The following is a 15,204-nucleotide window of genomic DNA, read 5'->3' as shown; positions in this document are numbered from 1 at the left end:
GATAATAATCATTATTGCTTTCTTAAAGATTTGAAGGCATATATGACGTTATATAAAATAGCATAAAATACTTATGTTGAGTCAATCCTATTCATATACATACCCCGCCCTCGTAACTTTTGTCACATAAAAAACCTCGCAGGAGCCGTCTCCGGTATCATTTCTTCTCAGACTGCTGTTCCACCAGACATCTTCGCCTTTATCTTTTCCCCGCACACTGACAAGAATGCCTGCGAGTGTAACCTTGTCGCCTTTTCTAAAGGATTTTACAGACAGCAGGATATTTTCATTTGCAGGGATTATGTGATTATTGCTTGAATGTGCAATGATGTAAGGTTCATTAAGCGAAAAGTCCTTGTCGTATTCGTAATAGTACCACCTGCCGGACTGGCTGAATGAAATGTGCTCGGATAATCCGGGGGCCATCAGTTTACCCCACGCAAGCGCAATATCCACCGGCGCAAGGCGTCCCTGCCAGCCGGATGAATAGGACTTTTTGCCTATGACAACAGCGCTTATGGAATATTCTGCAAGCGGTTTAAGCTGAAATTCGTCATTTCCCAGATTTATGGCAATTGTTTCATTATTTTGTACTGCTGTCTGCTCCGGCTCCCCTGACACATCAACCTCTCCGAGGGCGGTATCTGACGGTACAGGCTTGCCGCAGGCAGGCAGAATAAGCAGCAGCAAAATTCCGGCTGTTAAAAACCTTAATTGACGCATCATTTTTTATTCAGGTAATATACAGTAATTTAATAAATAATTTAATCTAAAATTACTGGTGTAATGTTCCATAAATAAGTTGTCATTCCTGCGAAAGCAGGAATCCAGTAAAAACAAGCATCTGGATTCCCGCCTGCCTGCCGGTAGGCAGGTTTCCACGGGAATGACAGAAAAAAACAACATCGAACTTAAGAAATACAACACTGGTTCTTATTTTTTTATGAACAGGAGTTTTTGATTGAAAAATAAATTAACCAGACGGGTGCTGCTCCTCGGCGCTGTCATATTCGCCGTCGGCCTTCTGTTTTTCCTGCTGAGGGGTCCGTATCTGTCAAATTCCATAAAAAGAGTCATCCTCCCTGTGCTTGAGCAGGCAACAGGCGAAAGGGTAATCATTGATTCGGCCGCCATAAATCTCTTCCCTCTTTATTTGCAGGCAAAGGGGCTTAAGGTCTTTGACAAAGACGGAGACAGACTGCTGCTGGCATCAAAAATCCGCGCATATACTGAATTCTCAGGATTGTTATTCAGGGAGATACGGATAAGAAGGCTGACTGTCAGGGAGCCTGAGCTGACCATAGAAAAAAAAGAACTCGGCAAAGTCATAAGTTCCGTCAAAAAATATCTGTCGGAAAAACAGGCTGAAGATATCTCAGTAAAACTCAAAAGCGCAAAAATAACAGACGGTAAATTCACCTTTTCGGACGCCGTATCCGGGACTACCATAACCGGCAATGAACTTTCTTCAAACATAGCAGTGAAAAACTTTATCTCCATAGGATTGTCTCTTAAGGATGCCCGCTTAAAAACCCCTGACCTTCCTGAGATTAAAGGAAGTCTTGAAGGGATGATTAATACAGACGGAGAAAAATTTGAATTCTCGGGGCTTAAGGTTTCATCATCAGGTTCTGCCGTCAATGCAGAAGGAACCATAGCCTCTTCTGCCGCTGACAAAACACAGTGGGGCAGTTTTTCGGCAAAAGCAAAAATACTCGTTTCAACAATCAGGGAATTCTTTAATCTGAAAAAAGGCCAGGACGGCGAACTGTCTCTGGACGGCACTGTTAACCTGATCCCTGATTCAGGATTAAAAATCCGCATGGATTTAAAGACAACAGGCTGGTTTTATCTTGAAACTTTAATGGAACTGCTCAAAGTAGAAGACACAGTCTCGGGACTTGTATCTTTTAACGGAAAAATTCAGGGGATTTACCCTGACCTGTCGGGAGAAGCCGGCGTAACGCTTAAAAACGGCATGTTCGGCAATCTGCCGATGGACGATGTTTCAGGGGCATTAAAATATTCAAACAGGCAGTTCAGCCTTAAGGATTTTACCGCACATACTTATAACGGTGAACTCAAGGGCCATGCGTATCTTTCCATACCTGAGGGTGATTACTCCATAATTGCTGATGTGAAGGACCTTGACAGCCCTGAATTTTTAAAATTCATAGAGTGGGAGCCGCCGTTTCCAAGGGGTAAAATCAGCGGAAATTTTAAACTTACCAAAATATATGACAGGGACTTTGACATTAAGGCGTCAGTGAGCTACACAAACACCTCAAAGGAAGGTCCTGAATTAACAGACAGGCTCAAAAGCATCAAGGGAAAACTTGCGCTGAAAGATAATTCCATTACATTTGACAATGCCAGGTTCTCCACTGCTCAATCCGACCTTTTCATTAACGGCCGTATAGATTTCAACACTGAAAAACTCAATCTGGACATTGACCTTACAAGCAGGGATGTATTGGATCTTACAGCGCCTTATTATGCCGGCTTAAACACACAAATCAGATTCAGAGGTAAAGGCCTGGGCAGCTCTGACGACCCGGAAATTTCCGGAAAAATTAATGCCGGACCGGGCAGCATTAACGGCATTCCGTTCACATCGGCTTCCGGGGATATAATTTACAGCATAAAATCACTTTTAGTCAGGTCGCTGAAAATTGAGAATTACCCCAAAGGACCATCTGATGATAAGGCTCCGGTCTATGACATTTCAGGCAGTATTAATTTCAGAAAAGCTGCAAAACTTTTCTCTTTTGACAGTCCGTATTATGATGCAGAAGCAGTAATCAAAAACGGAGACGCCGAAACATTAATAACGGCGATCTACAAATCAGCCGCAAAAAAATCTTCCGTAGCAATCCCTGTAAAAGGCCCTGTCAGCGGACGGCTTTATTTTAAGGGTAACGCAAAAGATTTCAGCGGAAACGGAGACATCTCCCTTGACAATGGAATGGTTTTAAACCAGATAGTCGACCACGCTGTCATTAGGGCTGAACTTTCTCCGCAAAAAATAGATTTCCCCTCGGCAGAACTTAACAGGGGACGCTCACGGCTTCACGCAAAGGGTTTTTTGTATTTTGACGAAAGATTTGACGCCTCAATTTACTCTGACAGCATTGAACTGCAGGACCTAACGCCTTTAACCGATTCCTCAGGTTATTTAGCCGCCAATATCAATGGAAAATTAAGCGCCGATATTAAATGTTCAGGGACATTGAAAAATCCGGAAGCAAAATTCTCTCTGAATGTATTCGAGAGCAGCTTAAGAAATGCCGATATTGGCAAAGGAACTATCAAAGGAGAATTAAAAAACAACAGATTTCTTGTCAAAGGCAGTTTTATTGAAGATACCGTTGCTGTAGACGCCGCCGGCGTTCTCGCCGGGCCGCCGTATTGGGATATGGCCATTAGTTTTAAAAAAGGAAGTTATGATTTTCTCCTGTCGGAATTTTTTAAAGATGCGCCTGGAGACCTGTCCGTTTCCCTTGAAGGGAACGTGCATTTGAAAGGACGCGGGGGCAATCTTAACATGGACTCAAGTTTCAGCTATATAAACATACGTCTTTACGGATATAACATTAAAAATAAGGGTGACGCGGTTTTTGCTCTTTCCGAAAAAGAACTGACAATAAAACCATTTTTACTTTACGGAAAAGATGCCGAGATAACTGTATCCGGCATTGCTAAAGTCGGACAATCCTATGATATCGCACTTGAAGGCAGGATGAACCTCGAACCTCTGCAGTCCATAAGCAGAGTCGTTGAATCGGTACGCGGACAGGGGAATTTTACTGTCGGGATTTCAGGGCCGTGGGAAAATCCGGAATTCAGAGGAAAAGTCAATATTAGAAACAGCAGTGTAATGATATCAGGCTTCCCTTACCGGATAGGTCCGCTTAACGGGGATGTTTTTTTTGACAAAAACAAGGTTGTTTTTGATTCTTTTAATGCTGATTTTGCCGGCGGGAAAATCGCTTTATCAGGGACAGGATACCTTAAGAAATTAACCCTGAGAGGGTTGTCCCTTACCTCCACGATTACTGGTATAAAGTTCAGACCTGTTGAAGGAGTAAGCGCTGCCTTTGACGGAAAGCTTTATTTTGATTATTCCCAGAAAGGACAAAGCCTTGTCGGAGACATTTACGTCAAGAAGGCAATATACGCAAAAAGGGTTGAGTGGAAAAGCGGACTGCTTGCGCTCAGGGGAACAAAAATTAAAAAGCCGGCGCAGGTGCGGGTTATACCTGCATATCTTGGACGTACCCGGCTGAATGTGCATATCTACGGTCAGGACAATATCTCAATAGACAACAACCTTGCAAAGACACCCGTAAAAATTGACCTTGCCGTAACAGGAACCGCTGCCCAATACGGGCTTATCGGAAGGCTTGAGGCGGCAGGCGGGAGCATTTTTTTCAGAAGCAATGAATTAAAGATTATAAGCGGGAATGCGGATTTTGTTGAATCAAACAGGATAACCCCTGTCTTTCATATCCAGGCAGAGACCTATACAAAAGGTTACCTTGTAAGATTAAACCTTGACGGACCTGTGGATAAATTCACTTTATCGCTATTTTCAGACCCTCCGCTTTCCGATACGGACATACTGACTTTGCTGACTGTGGGGCAGGTCAGCAAAACAGCAAAGGGATTTGAAAGCGGCATCGGCGCAGGCGAGGCTGCGGCCTTTTTAACCGGCGGGCTTCAGGAGGTAATGGAGGAAAGATTTAAGTACATAACCGGCTTTGAGCGTTTTGAAGTAGACCCGCACACAACAAGCACCGGCGCCGTCAGCCCCAAAGTTACAGTCGGGAAACGGTTATTTATGGACAAGGTCTTTGTTACCTACTCCACCTCCATCGGGACAACAGAAGAAAACATTATTAAAATTGAATACAATCTCGGCAGAAACATTTCTCTCGTTGGCTCAAGGGACGAGATAGGCAGTGTAGGCGCTGACATTAAATACAGATTTGAGTTTAAGTAAATGGAAACTGAGAAATGAGAAATAGAAAATACTATTCACTGTTCACTGTTTTCTGTCTACTGTTCACTGTTCACTGTTCACTATTCACGCATGCTTATGCCTCAGAACCTGAGAAAAAGATCAGGGCGATTGAGGTCACAGGCGTCAGGCGGATAAAACCTGAAGACCTGATTGATATGATTTGCCTCGGCATCGGGGACCCTGTAGACAGGGGCGTTTTGCAGGCAGGAATAAAGAGGGCCTTTAAGAAAGGTATTTTTCTTGATATAAAGGCAGAAACTGAGCCCTTTCAGGACGGGCTAAAATTAAAATACACCGTCACTGAAATGCCTGTAATCAACCGTATAAGCATTACAGGCAATAAACTTATCAATGAGAAAGACATCAAAACCGCACTTTTACTGAAAACCGGTGAAGACCTCAAGGAAGAATTTCTGAAAAAAGCTGAAACTGCTGTTTTAAACATTTACCGCAAAAAAGGCTTCCCCGGAGCAAAGGTTAAGATTAAGGCTAAGAGTGATAAAACTCCATACAGGGTTAATCTTCATGTTTTTATTGAAGAAGGTATGCCTCTGATCATTAAAACTATCTTTGCCCCCGGTGAAATTAAAAGCATTATGAAAGTCTCAGAAGGCAGAATCTTTGACACTGAACTGATTGATAAAGACATTCTCCGGATTAAAAAACACTACAAGGAATTGGGCTATCTAAAACCGGTCGTGGGACCTTATGAATTCAGAGACGGTGAACTTTTCATCCCTTTTTCTCCGGGACAAAGGCTTGAAATCACATTCAGAGGGAATACAGTTATTGGAGCAAACGAGCTTTTGAAGGAAATGCCCTTTATGGAAGACGAAGAGGTGACCGACAAACTGGCAGAAGACGCCGCAAATCTCATTAAGAAGCTTTACTGGCAGAGAGGATACAATCATGTAGTAGTGGCAGGCGGCATTGAGACAACAGATGAGCTGATAAAAATTGCTTTTTTTATTTTTGAGGGTAAAAAAGTCATTCTTAAGGACATAAATTTTGAAGGCATCACCATCCCCGCAAAAAACATAGAAGCAATCATACCGCTTCAGAGGGAGCAGCCTTTTGATGAGTCGCTGATAGACAGCAGCACGGAATCCATAATAAGTTTTTACAACGGGCTCGGCTACCTTGATGCAGAGATTAAGGAAGCGCGAAAGGATTTCCCGGTAGATATTGATGAACTGACAGTTACGTTTGCAGTGCATGAAGGAACCCAGACGAAAATTGAAAAAATAAACATTACAGGCGCCCGGGCTGCTGGAATTGACGAAATAATGAAAGCCGTCCATCTGAAAGAATCAGCCCCTTATAATGCGCTTGATGTTGAAGATGCACGGTATAAAATTTTATCCCTTTATAACCGTCTTGGTTATGCCGATGCACATGTTGAAGCTGAAACTGCAACTGAAAACGGCAGGGCCTTTATTACCTTTAAAATAAATGGGGGCAGGCATTCAACCATAGGAAAGATTATTATACGCGGCAATAAAAAAACCAAGGATAAAATCATTAGAAGGGAATTTGATATTAAAGAAGGCGATTCCTACGACCATGAAAAACTTATAAGGGCAAAACAGCAGCTTTACAGGCTCGGGCTTTTTTCAGAGATAACCATTGAAACACTTGCCGGAACAAGCGGGGAAACAACGAATATAAAAGACATCCTCGTCACTGTAAAGGAAGGAAATGCAGGAGCAGTGGATGTCGGTCTCGGTTACGGCGACTATGAGAGTTTCAGGGGATTTCTGGACTTGAGCTACCGCAATTTAGGCGGCTACAACAGACAGGCAGGATTCAGGACAGAATTAAACTCATTGGAAAAAAGGTACATACTGAGTTTTAAGGAACCGTGGTTTTTTAACAAACCGCAGCTCCCGTTAAAGCTTTCCCTCACAAATGAAAGCAAACGGTCCATAAACATTGATACCAGAGAGACAAAATATGAAATTGACAGGACATCCCTGCTTGCAGGCGTTGACAGGGAATTAACCGAAAGGTTAAAGGCAACTCTCAACTACGAATATTCAATCGTAAATACACATAATGTTAAGCCGGGAGTAATCTTAAGCAAAGATGACACAGGGACGCTCGGCATAAGCAGTATTTCACCTGCATTATTCTACGACACAAGAGACAATCCGTTTGACCCTGCTTCAGGCTCACTTAAAGGAATAGTCCTTAAGCTTGCCTCAAAGGCATTTTTATCGGAGACAGAATTTATCAAAGCAACCCTTCAGGGGGCATGGTTTTTTGAGATAAGTACCGGGCTTGTATTTGCCTGCTCGCTGCGTGGAGGCGGCGCTTACGGACTTGGCGAAACATCCGACCTTCCCTTGATAGAAAGATTTTTTCTCGGAGGCAGAACTACAGTGAGAGGGTATAATCAGGATACGCTTGGACCTAAAGGCGCTGATAACACCCCGACCGGCGGCAATGCCTTTGCGCTTGGAAATGCAGAGCTGCGGGCATCCATTGGAAAGGGACTGGGGATAGTTGCATTCGTTGACAGCGGGAATGTCTGGCAAGACACCAATGATATAAACTTTGAGTTAAAATATACTGTCGGCCCTGGCCTAAGATATAATACCCCAGTAGGACCATTCAGGCTTGATTACGGTCACAAATTAAACAAGGAAGAAGGTGAAAGCAGTGGAGAACTGCATTTCAGCCTTGGACATGCATTTTAAAAACAGTTAAAAGTTATGAGTTATAAGTTTAAAAAAACATCATTAATAAAACTGCTGATTGTTTTCTGTTCACTGTTCACTGTTCACTGTTCACTGTTCACTGCCGTTAATGCAGGAGTCGTTGAGCGCATAGTGGCAATAGTGGATGATGAGATTATCACCCTCAGCGAATTTAAAGATGCCTTTCAGGACGCCATAAACTCCGGAGCAAAAAAAACAGATATGGAGGTGTTAGATGGAATGATTAACAGGATTTTGCTTCTGAGGGAGGGTAAAAAATTCCGTTTGGAGGAGCCTGCCGCAGAAAGCCGGACATTAGAGGATAACGCCATTATCAATGATTATATAGGGAGAAGACTAAAGACCCTCATTCACATCCCGCCTGAAGAAATTGAACAATTTTATGAAAAAAACAGGGAATCTTTTAACAGTAAAGATTTTTATGACGTTAGAAATGATATAGAAACATACCTCGTAGAAAAACAATTAAACAAGAAGCTGCTGGAGCATATAAACGAGTTAAGGGAAAAATCTTACATAAGAATCCAACTGGGCGACTTGGAAGTAAAAAGTAAGAAGTAAGACAAGGAATGTCAAATTCCAAAATCCAAATTTCAAATAAAATCCAAATAAACAATATCAAATAACCATTTAAACTTTAACCTTCATTTGGCATTTGAGCTTTGTAATTTGACATTATTCTCTCAGTTCCTTTATCACTGCTACTTCCTCGCATTCAGGGAATAAAGGGCATTTAAGGCAGTCGCTCCAAATCTTCTGGGGGAGGTCATTCTTGTCAATATCTTCAAACCCCATCTTTTTAAAAAATTCAGGATAATAAGTCAGCGCAAAAATCCTCTTTATGCCAAGCGTCCCAGCCTCCTTAATACATTGGTCAATCAGTTTTTTACCTATACCGCTGCGCTGGTATTCCTCCAGTACGGCAATGGACCTTATCTCGGCTAAGTCCTCCCATAAAACATGCAGGGCCGCAGTCCCTTTAATTTTTTCGCCTTGTGTATAGACAAAAAAATCACGGATATTTTCATATATTTCGTTCAGAGACCGGGGAAGCATCTCGTCTTTTTTTGCAAACTTATTGATAAGCGAATGCAGCCCCTTTACATCCCCTGCCTTTGCCTTTCTAACTCTCAAGATTCCTCACCTCTTTTAGCCTCTGCGCCCCCTGCCTGCCGGCAGGCAGGTCTGTGGTTTTTTTACCGCATTTTCTATTCTAATTTCTTCCAGTCCTTTCTTTATTGCAGTTTGATTGACCGGTATGATACCTTTTTTCCTTTCCGGAATTATATCTCCCAATGCATTAAAAACAGTGTCAACACTTATGATGCCTGTTTTGGCGATAAGCGCTCCAATCATAATCATATTTGCAATTTGGCTGCTGCCAAGCTCTTCTGCCATGCCGGTTGCATTTATCTGAAGCACCTCAAGGTCCTGCCTCTTTGGAAGATTTTTTATCAGCGACGAATTCATTATCAGAAGCCCGCCTGATTTTAATCTCGGGACAAACCTCTCCATAGACGCCTCATTCATAATCAGCAGGACATCCGGTTTATTGACTACCGGAGAACCTATCATTTCATCGGATATTATCACCGTGCAGTTGGCAGTGCCGCCCCTAATCTCTGCGCCGTAGGAAGGAAAACATGTTACTTCCCTGCCTTCCAGCATAGCGGCATATGTAAGGAGTTTTCCTGTAAATAAAACTCCCTGCCCCCCGAATCCGGCAACAATAAGCTGTAAATTTTTACTGTTCACTGTTCACCGTTGACTGTTTACTGTACTTATCCTTTACCACTCCGGGCGGAAAGACGGGAATCATTTTCTCCTTTATCCATAACAGCGCCTCTTTGGGACTCATCCACCAGTCCGTCGGGCAGGGTGCAAGCACCTCTACAAAGCTGAAACCCTTGCCGTCAAGCTGATATTGAAAGGCCTTTTTGACGGCATTTTTGGTTTTTATAACATTCTGAGGCGAGTCCATAGAAGTCCTGCAGATAAAGCTTACTCCATCAAGTGTGGCCAGCATCTCAGATACCTTAACCGGATAACCGGTCAGCTTTTGTTCCCTGCCTTTAGTGGTCGTGGTCGTCATTTGTCCCAACAAGGTTGTGGGCGCCATCTGCCCGCCGGTCATGCCGTATGTCGCATTGTTGACAAAAATAACGCTGAAATTTTCGCCCCTTGCCGCAGCATGCACTATTTCCGCCGTGCCTATTGCAGCAAGATCGCCGTCGCCCTGATAAGTAAAAACCAGATTGTCAGGCAAAAGCCGTTTTATCGCTGTTGCAACGGCAGGAGGTCTTCCGTGGGCCGTCTCAATTACGTCAAAATTAAAATAATCATACGCAAAAACCGCGCAGCCCACAGGCGCAAAACCTATGGTCTTTTCTCTCATGCCGAGTTCATCAATTATTTCGGCAATTATTTTATGAAGCAGTCCATGTCCGCATCCGGGGCAAAAGCGGAAAGGAACGGGCTTTAAACTTTCCGGCTTAGCCGATATTTTTTTCATCAATGCTTTATTCTCCATTTATTATTCTTACGTCCCTATTTTACTATAAAGCTCTAAAAGTATTCCTTCCTTCAAGCCGTGATCGCTGACTATAATCTCATTAAAGCCAAAGGTCTCCATTAATTTTAAAAGTATAAGCGTGCCGGGGACTATAATGTCAAGTCTTGAAGGGTCAAAGGGATGATACTCCACCCTTTCTGCGGCAGTTATGGAAGATATTTTTAAAAAAATGTTCTTTGTTTTTTTAAATGTCATCCTGCTGTTATGAATTCTGCAGTGGTCAAATCTTTTAAGGCGCTGTGCAATTGCCGACAAAGCCGTAACTGTGCCGGCAGTGCCGATAAAAACAGTATCACCGGAAAAAAGTTTTTTAAAAACTCCGGCGGCAGGCATGATTCTCCGGGAAATTTCATTGTCCATCCTCTTTAGATCAGTCTTAAGCAGGGGGTCGTGCTTCATATATTTATCCGCCAGATATACAACGCCGAGATTCAGGCTGTGAACCAGTTCAGGCTTTTTCCGTCTTGCAAATATAAGTTCTGTGCTTCCGCCTCCGATATCAGCCATCAGCGCGCTGACAGGCTGAGTAATGCCTGACAGCATCCCTGCAGAAGTTATCCTGGCCTCTTTCTCCCCGCTTATGACTTCAATGTCAAACCCCGCCGCGTCTTTTGCCTGTTTTAAAAACTCATCCCTGTTTTTTGCATCCCTCAATGCGCTGGTTGCCGCAACCGATGTCTTGAGAACATCATGTAGGGAAATTACATCGCTGAATTGCCTAAGGGCTTCTATCCCTCTTTTTATCGCCCTCTTGGTAATCAAACCCCGGCCGGTAATCCCTTCACCGAGCCTTGTCACTATCCTTTCCGAATAAATCCTCTCAATGCCGTTTCTCTTAACCCGCCCTATCAGAAGCCTGGTGGTGTTTGTCCCTATGTCAATGGCGGCAAGAGGTCTGTTTTTCACCATACCCCCTCTTTGGCTTTTGGCACAATCCCCGCCTCTTCTGCTCTTTTTAAAAGTTCATTTACCGCCTTTTCTCCCTCTATACCAATATCAAGCGTATAGTCATTTACATAGAGATTTATGTGCTGATTAATAACATCATCTGATAACTCCTGCGAATGTTTTTTAATGTAATCAAGAGTCTCCGGGCGGTTGGCAAGTGCATATTCAACGCTTGCACGTATGAGTTTACTGATTTTCTTATGCAAGCCCCCGCCGAGAGACCGCTTTGCGATAATGCCTCCGAGGGGAATCGGAAGTCCGGTTTCACTTTCCCACCATTCACCGAGGTCCATGATTTTCTTTAAGCCGTACGAGGGGTATGTGAACCGGCTCTCATGAATTATTAATCCTGCGTCAACATCTTTATTTACAACTGCGTCAATGATTTTATTAAACGACATTTCAACAAAGGTTGAAGGATGAAGGTTGAAGTATGAATCAAAAAGCTGCAGGAGCAGATTTGCAGTGGTCAATCTTCCCGGAATGGCGATTTTTTTGCCCCGCAATTCTTCCATTGCACATTCATTTTTGGCAACTACAAGCGGGCCACACCCTCTGCCGAGCGCCCCGCCTGCTCTGAGCAGACAGTAATTTCTTCGCACATGTCCGAATGCATGATAGGAAATTTTTGTCAAATCCGGTTCTGCCTGAAGCGCCTTCCGGTTCAGGGTTTCAACATCAAGCAGTGTTTCATTGAATTTCAGATTTTTTGTATCTATCTTCCCATAAACAAGCGCGTAGAAAATAAAGGTATCGTTAGGACAAGGCGAATAACCGAGTGACAGGGATTTCATTTAGACAATATGTTCTAAAATATTTTTATTGCTAAAAACATCGCAATTTTTATGTTATCATAGTAAAGGACAGAGCTAAATGTCAAACACAGGAATTTAGGCAAAACCTTAACATACTTGTTATACTTTAAAGTATTGTTATGAAACTTAAACAAAGGTTAAATCTGATAAGCTTTTTCATCACCGCCGCCCTATTCACTGCAATATGCGCCTCATATCAGCTAATCACTGCCGCTTCTGAAAATTCAGGCCCTGCGCTTTATCTGTTAATAATTCTATCCGTAACTGCACTAACCACCGCCCTGATAACCCTGAGATTGCTGATACGCAGGCTGGTTAATCCTGTTGATGAACTGACACATTCAGTCCGGAGCATAGCCGGAGGACATAATTCCCCGATTAACATCAGCGGCACGAATGAACTGCAGTCAATCGTTGCTGATATTAACACTATAGTTTCAGTACACAGAGGGAAAATATCCTCTCTTGAAAATGCGATTGAAGAAAAACAAAAGTCCATGCGGGAAATGGCAATTCTGAATGAACTCATGGGCTTTACAACATCTGAAACAAAATTTGAAATCATCATGAAAAATCTCGTAGACAGGACCAAGGATCTTGTTAAATCAGAGTATTGCGCTGCCATAATTTTTGAGCCCGGGTCGTACTTAACAAGATTTTTTGTCACAAGCCGGGACTCCCAGAATCCCCCTGCAGTCAGCCTTTCACCTGAAGGTTTTTTCAAGAAACTGTTGCGGAATCAGTCGCCTTTAAGGGTTCCCTCCGGTCACAGCAACACGGTGAGCAAGACAGCAGACAGCGTCTGCTGCTCACAGCAGTGTTTAAATCTCACGGAATTAAATTTAGAGGTCCGAGACCTGTTGGCCGTACCTTTGATATTCTCCTCCGAGCTTTTGGGATTACTGCTGACAGCCAATAAAATTGACGGCACCTTTGAGCAGGACGATGAAGATAAGCTCATGAATTTTGCATTCCAGGCATTTCAGATAATTGCAATGCACGACAAGATAGCAAACCTCGCAATTACCGACGGCCTTACCGGTCTCAACAATCACAGGCATTTTCAGGAAAGATTAATGGAAGAAGTTGAAATGTCAAGGCGCTATGGAAGGTCTCTCTCCCTGCTGATTCTTGACATTGATCATTTTAAGGCGTTTAATGACGCGCACGGACATCAGGCAGGAGATACGGCGCTCAAAATGATTGCCTCCTTAATAGAGGAACAGGTGCGCCGCACGGACTTCGCCGCACGGTACGGCGGAGAGGAATTCAGTATAATAATGCCTGAGACCGTTTACAGCGGCGCAAAGATATTTGCAGAAAGACTGCGGAAAAAAATCGCCGGAACTCCGTTCCCCTGCTCGGACGGCGAAAAGGCGCTTATAACCGTGAGCATCGGCTTTTCATCCATACCTGAAAATACAAAAGATAAAAATGAGCTGATTGAAATGGCGGACAGGGCGCTGTATTATGCCAAGGAGCATGGACGAAATGCCTCTTATGGTTTCGCAGATACCCGGTCAAAGCATACAAAGCTGAAGCACTAATATTTTTTAATATGAAACCACGAAGGAAAATAAAGCTGAATTTATCCACAGATTACACAGATTTACTCAGATTTTTTAGAAGAATTTTTCAATCAGTGGCATCTGTGAAATCTGTGGTTAATTGATTTTTTAATTTTAAACGTTTTCTGTGGTAAGATTTTGTACAAAACAATTTGCATGGGGGCGTTATGCTTAAGGTAAATGAAATCTTCAAAAGCATTCAGGGAGAATCAACATATGCAGGACTCCCCTGCACATTCATAAGGCTTGCAGGGTGCAATTTACGGTGCACTTACTGCGATACAAACTATGCGTATTATCACGGCAGGGAGCTCTCCGATAAGGAAATAATTTCAAAAATTGAAGAGTACGGCGTTAAATGCATTGAATTTACAGGAGGGGAGCCTTTGCTTCAGGAAGAGACCCCCCCGCTGATAAAAAACCTTCTTGATAAAGGCTACAATGTCCTCATTGAGACAAACGGCTCCATCTGCGTAGGATGCCTTGACAAGAGGATAACAATAATAATGGATTTAAAAACGCCCAAAAGCGGCATGAGCGAGCGGATGAAATTTAAGAATCTGGATTTTTTAAAGGCCACTGATGAAATAAAATTTGTAATCATGGACGAATCAGACTATCAATGGGCAAAGGACATAATCACAAAACATAATCTATCAAATAAATTTGAACACATCCTCATGGCGCCTGCGTATGGAGTCATGCAGCCTAAGGCGCTTGCCCTGTGGATTTTGCGCGACAACCTGCCTGTCAGACTGCAGTTGCAGATTCATAAATACATCTGGGCGCCCCACGAAATTGAAGGTGTCTGAGAAATTCAGATGGCGGCTTTGTTTTCAAAAAGCTCTAACTCTACAAAATACGTCATTCCCGTGCAAACGGGAATCCAGAGAAAATATGCTGGATTCCTGCTTCCGCAGGAATGACAATAAATGGAAAACGTGAAATGGTTCAAAAGCAAACTCCAAAATCTCAGGGTTAAGAACCTCCTTAGAAAACTCACCTTAATTGACTCTGCAAAAGGTCCAAAGATTTCAATTGCCGGGAAACAGTTCATCAATTTTTCCTCAAATGATTATTTAGGGTTATCACAGCGCCCGGAGATTATCAAATCAGCCGTATCCGCCTTTAAAAAATATGGTTTCGGCTCAGGCTCCTCAAGGCTTTTATGCGGCACTTACATCCCGCACAAAAAACTTGAGGAGCGTATCGCAGAGTTCAAAAAAACAGAATCCGCCTTGCTCTTTAATACAGGTTATGCCGCAAACACCGGAATCATACCTGCCATAGCAAGCGCAGGGTGGACCATCCTGAGCGATGAACTTAACCATGCAAGTATTATTGACGGCTTGAGACTTTCAAAAGCTGAAATTAAAATTTACAGGCACAGGGATACAAATCATCTGGAAGCGCTTCTTAAAAAATCCACAAAAAACAATTTTATTGTCACAGATGCGGTATTCAGCATGGACGGCGATATCGCACCCTTGAAAGATATCGCATTCCTTTCAAAAAAATACAAAGCCCTGCTTATGATTGACGACGCCCATGGCACCGG

12 protein-coding genes are annotated in these 15,204 nt (G+C 43.0%); 6 read left to right on the top strand and 6 right to left on the bottom strand.

The features are described 5' to 3' along the window. Positions 1-87: 87 nt before the first annotated feature. The gene (locus tag HZA10_05140; GenBank protein ID MBI5195684.1) at positions 88-690 is read right to left on the bottom strand and encodes a hypothetical protein; all 603 of its coding nucleotides are present in this window, start codon (positions 688-690) and stop codon (positions 88-90) included. A gap of 271 nt (positions 691-961) precedes the next feature. Here HZA10_05140 and HZA10_05135 point away from each other — a divergent pair, with 271 nt between their 5' ends. From HZA10_05135 to HZA10_05125, 3 genes are read left to right on the top strand one after another with little or no spacing between them, the layout of a single operon-like run. Beyond that, positions 962-5,002, top strand: coding sequence for a translocation/assembly module TamB domain-containing protein (locus HZA10_05135; GenBank protein MBI5195683.1), 4,041 nt, complete (start codon positions 962-964; stop codon positions 5,000-5,002). Positions 5,003-5,016: 14 nt separating this feature from the next. Beyond that, positions 5,017-7,722 carry an outer membrane protein assembly factor BamA gene (gene bamA, locus HZA10_05130; protein MBI5195682.1) on the top strand — a complete coding sequence of 902 codons (2,706 nt, stop codon included), beginning with the start codon at positions 5,017-5,019 and terminating at the stop codon, positions 7,720-7,722. A 15-nt stretch (positions 7,723-7,737) separates the two neighbouring features. Further along, the gene (locus HZA10_05125) at positions 7,738-8,304 is read left to right on the top strand and encodes a hypothetical protein (protein ID MBI5195681.1); all 567 of its coding nucleotides are present in this window, start codon (positions 7,738-7,740) and stop codon (positions 8,302-8,304) included. Between the two features lie 114 nt (positions 8,305-8,418). Here HZA10_05125 and HZA10_05120 read toward each other — a convergent pair whose 3' ends face one another. Genes HZA10_05120 through HZA10_05100 form a run of 5 tightly spaced genes read right to left on the bottom strand, consistent with a single transcriptional unit; the run spans position 8,419 to position 12,057 of the window. Next, positions 8,419-8,877, bottom strand: a complete 459-nt coding sequence (locus tag HZA10_05120) for an N-acetyltransferase (protein MBI5195680.1) — start codon at positions 8,875-8,877, stop codon at positions 8,419-8,421. A 15-nt stretch (positions 8,878-8,892) separates the two neighbouring features. Beyond that, on the bottom strand, positions 8,893-9,498 hold the full coding sequence (locus HZA10_05115; GenBank protein MBI5195679.1) for a 2-oxoacid:acceptor oxidoreductase family protein: 606 nt from the start codon (positions 9,496-9,498) through the stop codon (positions 8,893-8,895). Further along, positions 9,488-10,255 (bottom strand): 2-oxoglutarate oxidoreductase, encoded by a 768-nt coding sequence (locus tag HZA10_05110; protein ID MBI5195678.1) that lies wholly within the window; start codon positions 10,253-10,255, stop codon positions 9,488-9,490. Before HZA10_05110 ends, HZA10_05115 begins: the two co-directional genes overlap by 11 nt. Before the next feature lie 27 nt (positions 10,256-10,282). Next, a complete protein-coding gene (locus tag HZA10_05105) occupies positions 10,283-11,224 on the bottom strand; it encodes a Ppx/GppA family phosphatase (protein MBI5195677.1) in 942 nt (313 codons plus the stop codon). Beyond that, the gene (locus tag HZA10_05100) at positions 11,218-12,057 is read right to left on the bottom strand and encodes a 1,4-dihydroxy-6-naphthoate synthase (GenBank protein ID MBI5195676.1); all 840 of its coding nucleotides are present in this window, start codon (positions 12,055-12,057) and stop codon (positions 11,218-11,220) included. Before HZA10_05100 ends, HZA10_05105 begins: the two co-directional genes overlap by 7 nt. A 140-nt stretch (positions 12,058-12,197) precedes the next feature. On the opposite strand from HZA10_05100, the gene HZA10_05095 reads away from it, so the two are divergent. The 3 genes from HZA10_05095 to HZA10_05085 all read left to right on the top strand — a co-directional run. After that, complete coding sequence (locus tag HZA10_05095) at positions 12,198-13,625, top strand: sensor domain-containing diguanylate cyclase (GenBank protein MBI5195675.1); 1,428 nt, start codon at positions 12,198-12,200, stop codon at positions 13,623-13,625. Between the two features lie 188 nt (positions 13,626-13,813). Further along, a complete protein-coding gene (locus tag HZA10_05090) occupies positions 13,814-14,458 on the top strand; it encodes a radical SAM protein (GenBank protein MBI5195674.1) in 645 nt (214 codons plus the stop codon). A 120-nt stretch (positions 14,459-14,578) separates the two neighbouring features. Next, positions 14,579-15,204, top strand: a 626-nt coding sequence (locus tag HZA10_05085) for an aminotransferase class I/II-fold pyridoxal phosphate-dependent enzyme (protein ID MBI5195673.1), incomplete at its 3' end; no start/stop codon positions are given.

It is taken from the genome of Nitrospirota bacterium, from assembly GCA_016212185.1.
In the GTDB taxonomy this organism is placed as follows: domain Bacteria; phylum Nitrospirota; class Thermodesulfovibrionia; order UBA6902; family DSMQ01; genus JACRGX01.
Note: the sequence above shows the minus strand (reverse complement) of the source record. Positions and strands in the feature narration are given on the sequence as shown.

What these genes read in the sequence shown, in the direction of transcription:
- HZA10_05100 (MBI5195676.1), bottom strand. Translation starts at nt 12,057, where the DNA reads ATGAAATCCCTGTCACTCGGTTATTCGCCTTGTCCTAACGATACCTTT.
- bamA (MBI5195682.1), top strand. Translation starts at nt 5,017, where the DNA reads ATGAGAAATAGAAAATACTATTCACTGTTCACTGTTTTCTGTCTACTG.
- HZA10_05105 (MBI5195677.1), bottom strand. Translation starts at nt 11,224, where the DNA reads ATGGTGAAAAACAGACCTCTTGCCGCCATTGACATAGGGACAAACACC.
- HZA10_05095 (MBI5195675.1), top strand. Translation starts at nt 12,198, where the DNA reads ATGAAACTTAAACAAAGGTTAAATCTGATAAGCTTTTTCATCACCGCC.
- HZA10_05110 (MBI5195678.1), bottom strand. Translation starts at nt 10,255, where the DNA reads ATGAAAAAAATATCGGCTAAGCCGGAAAGTTTAAAGCCCGTTCCTTTC.
- HZA10_05090 (MBI5195674.1), top strand. Translation starts at nt 13,814, where the DNA reads ATGCTTAAGGTAAATGAAATCTTCAAAAGCATTCAGGGAGAATCAACA.
- HZA10_05125 (MBI5195681.1), top strand. Translation starts at nt 7,738, where the DNA reads ATGAGTTATAAGTTTAAAAAAACATCATTAATAAAACTGCTGATTGTT.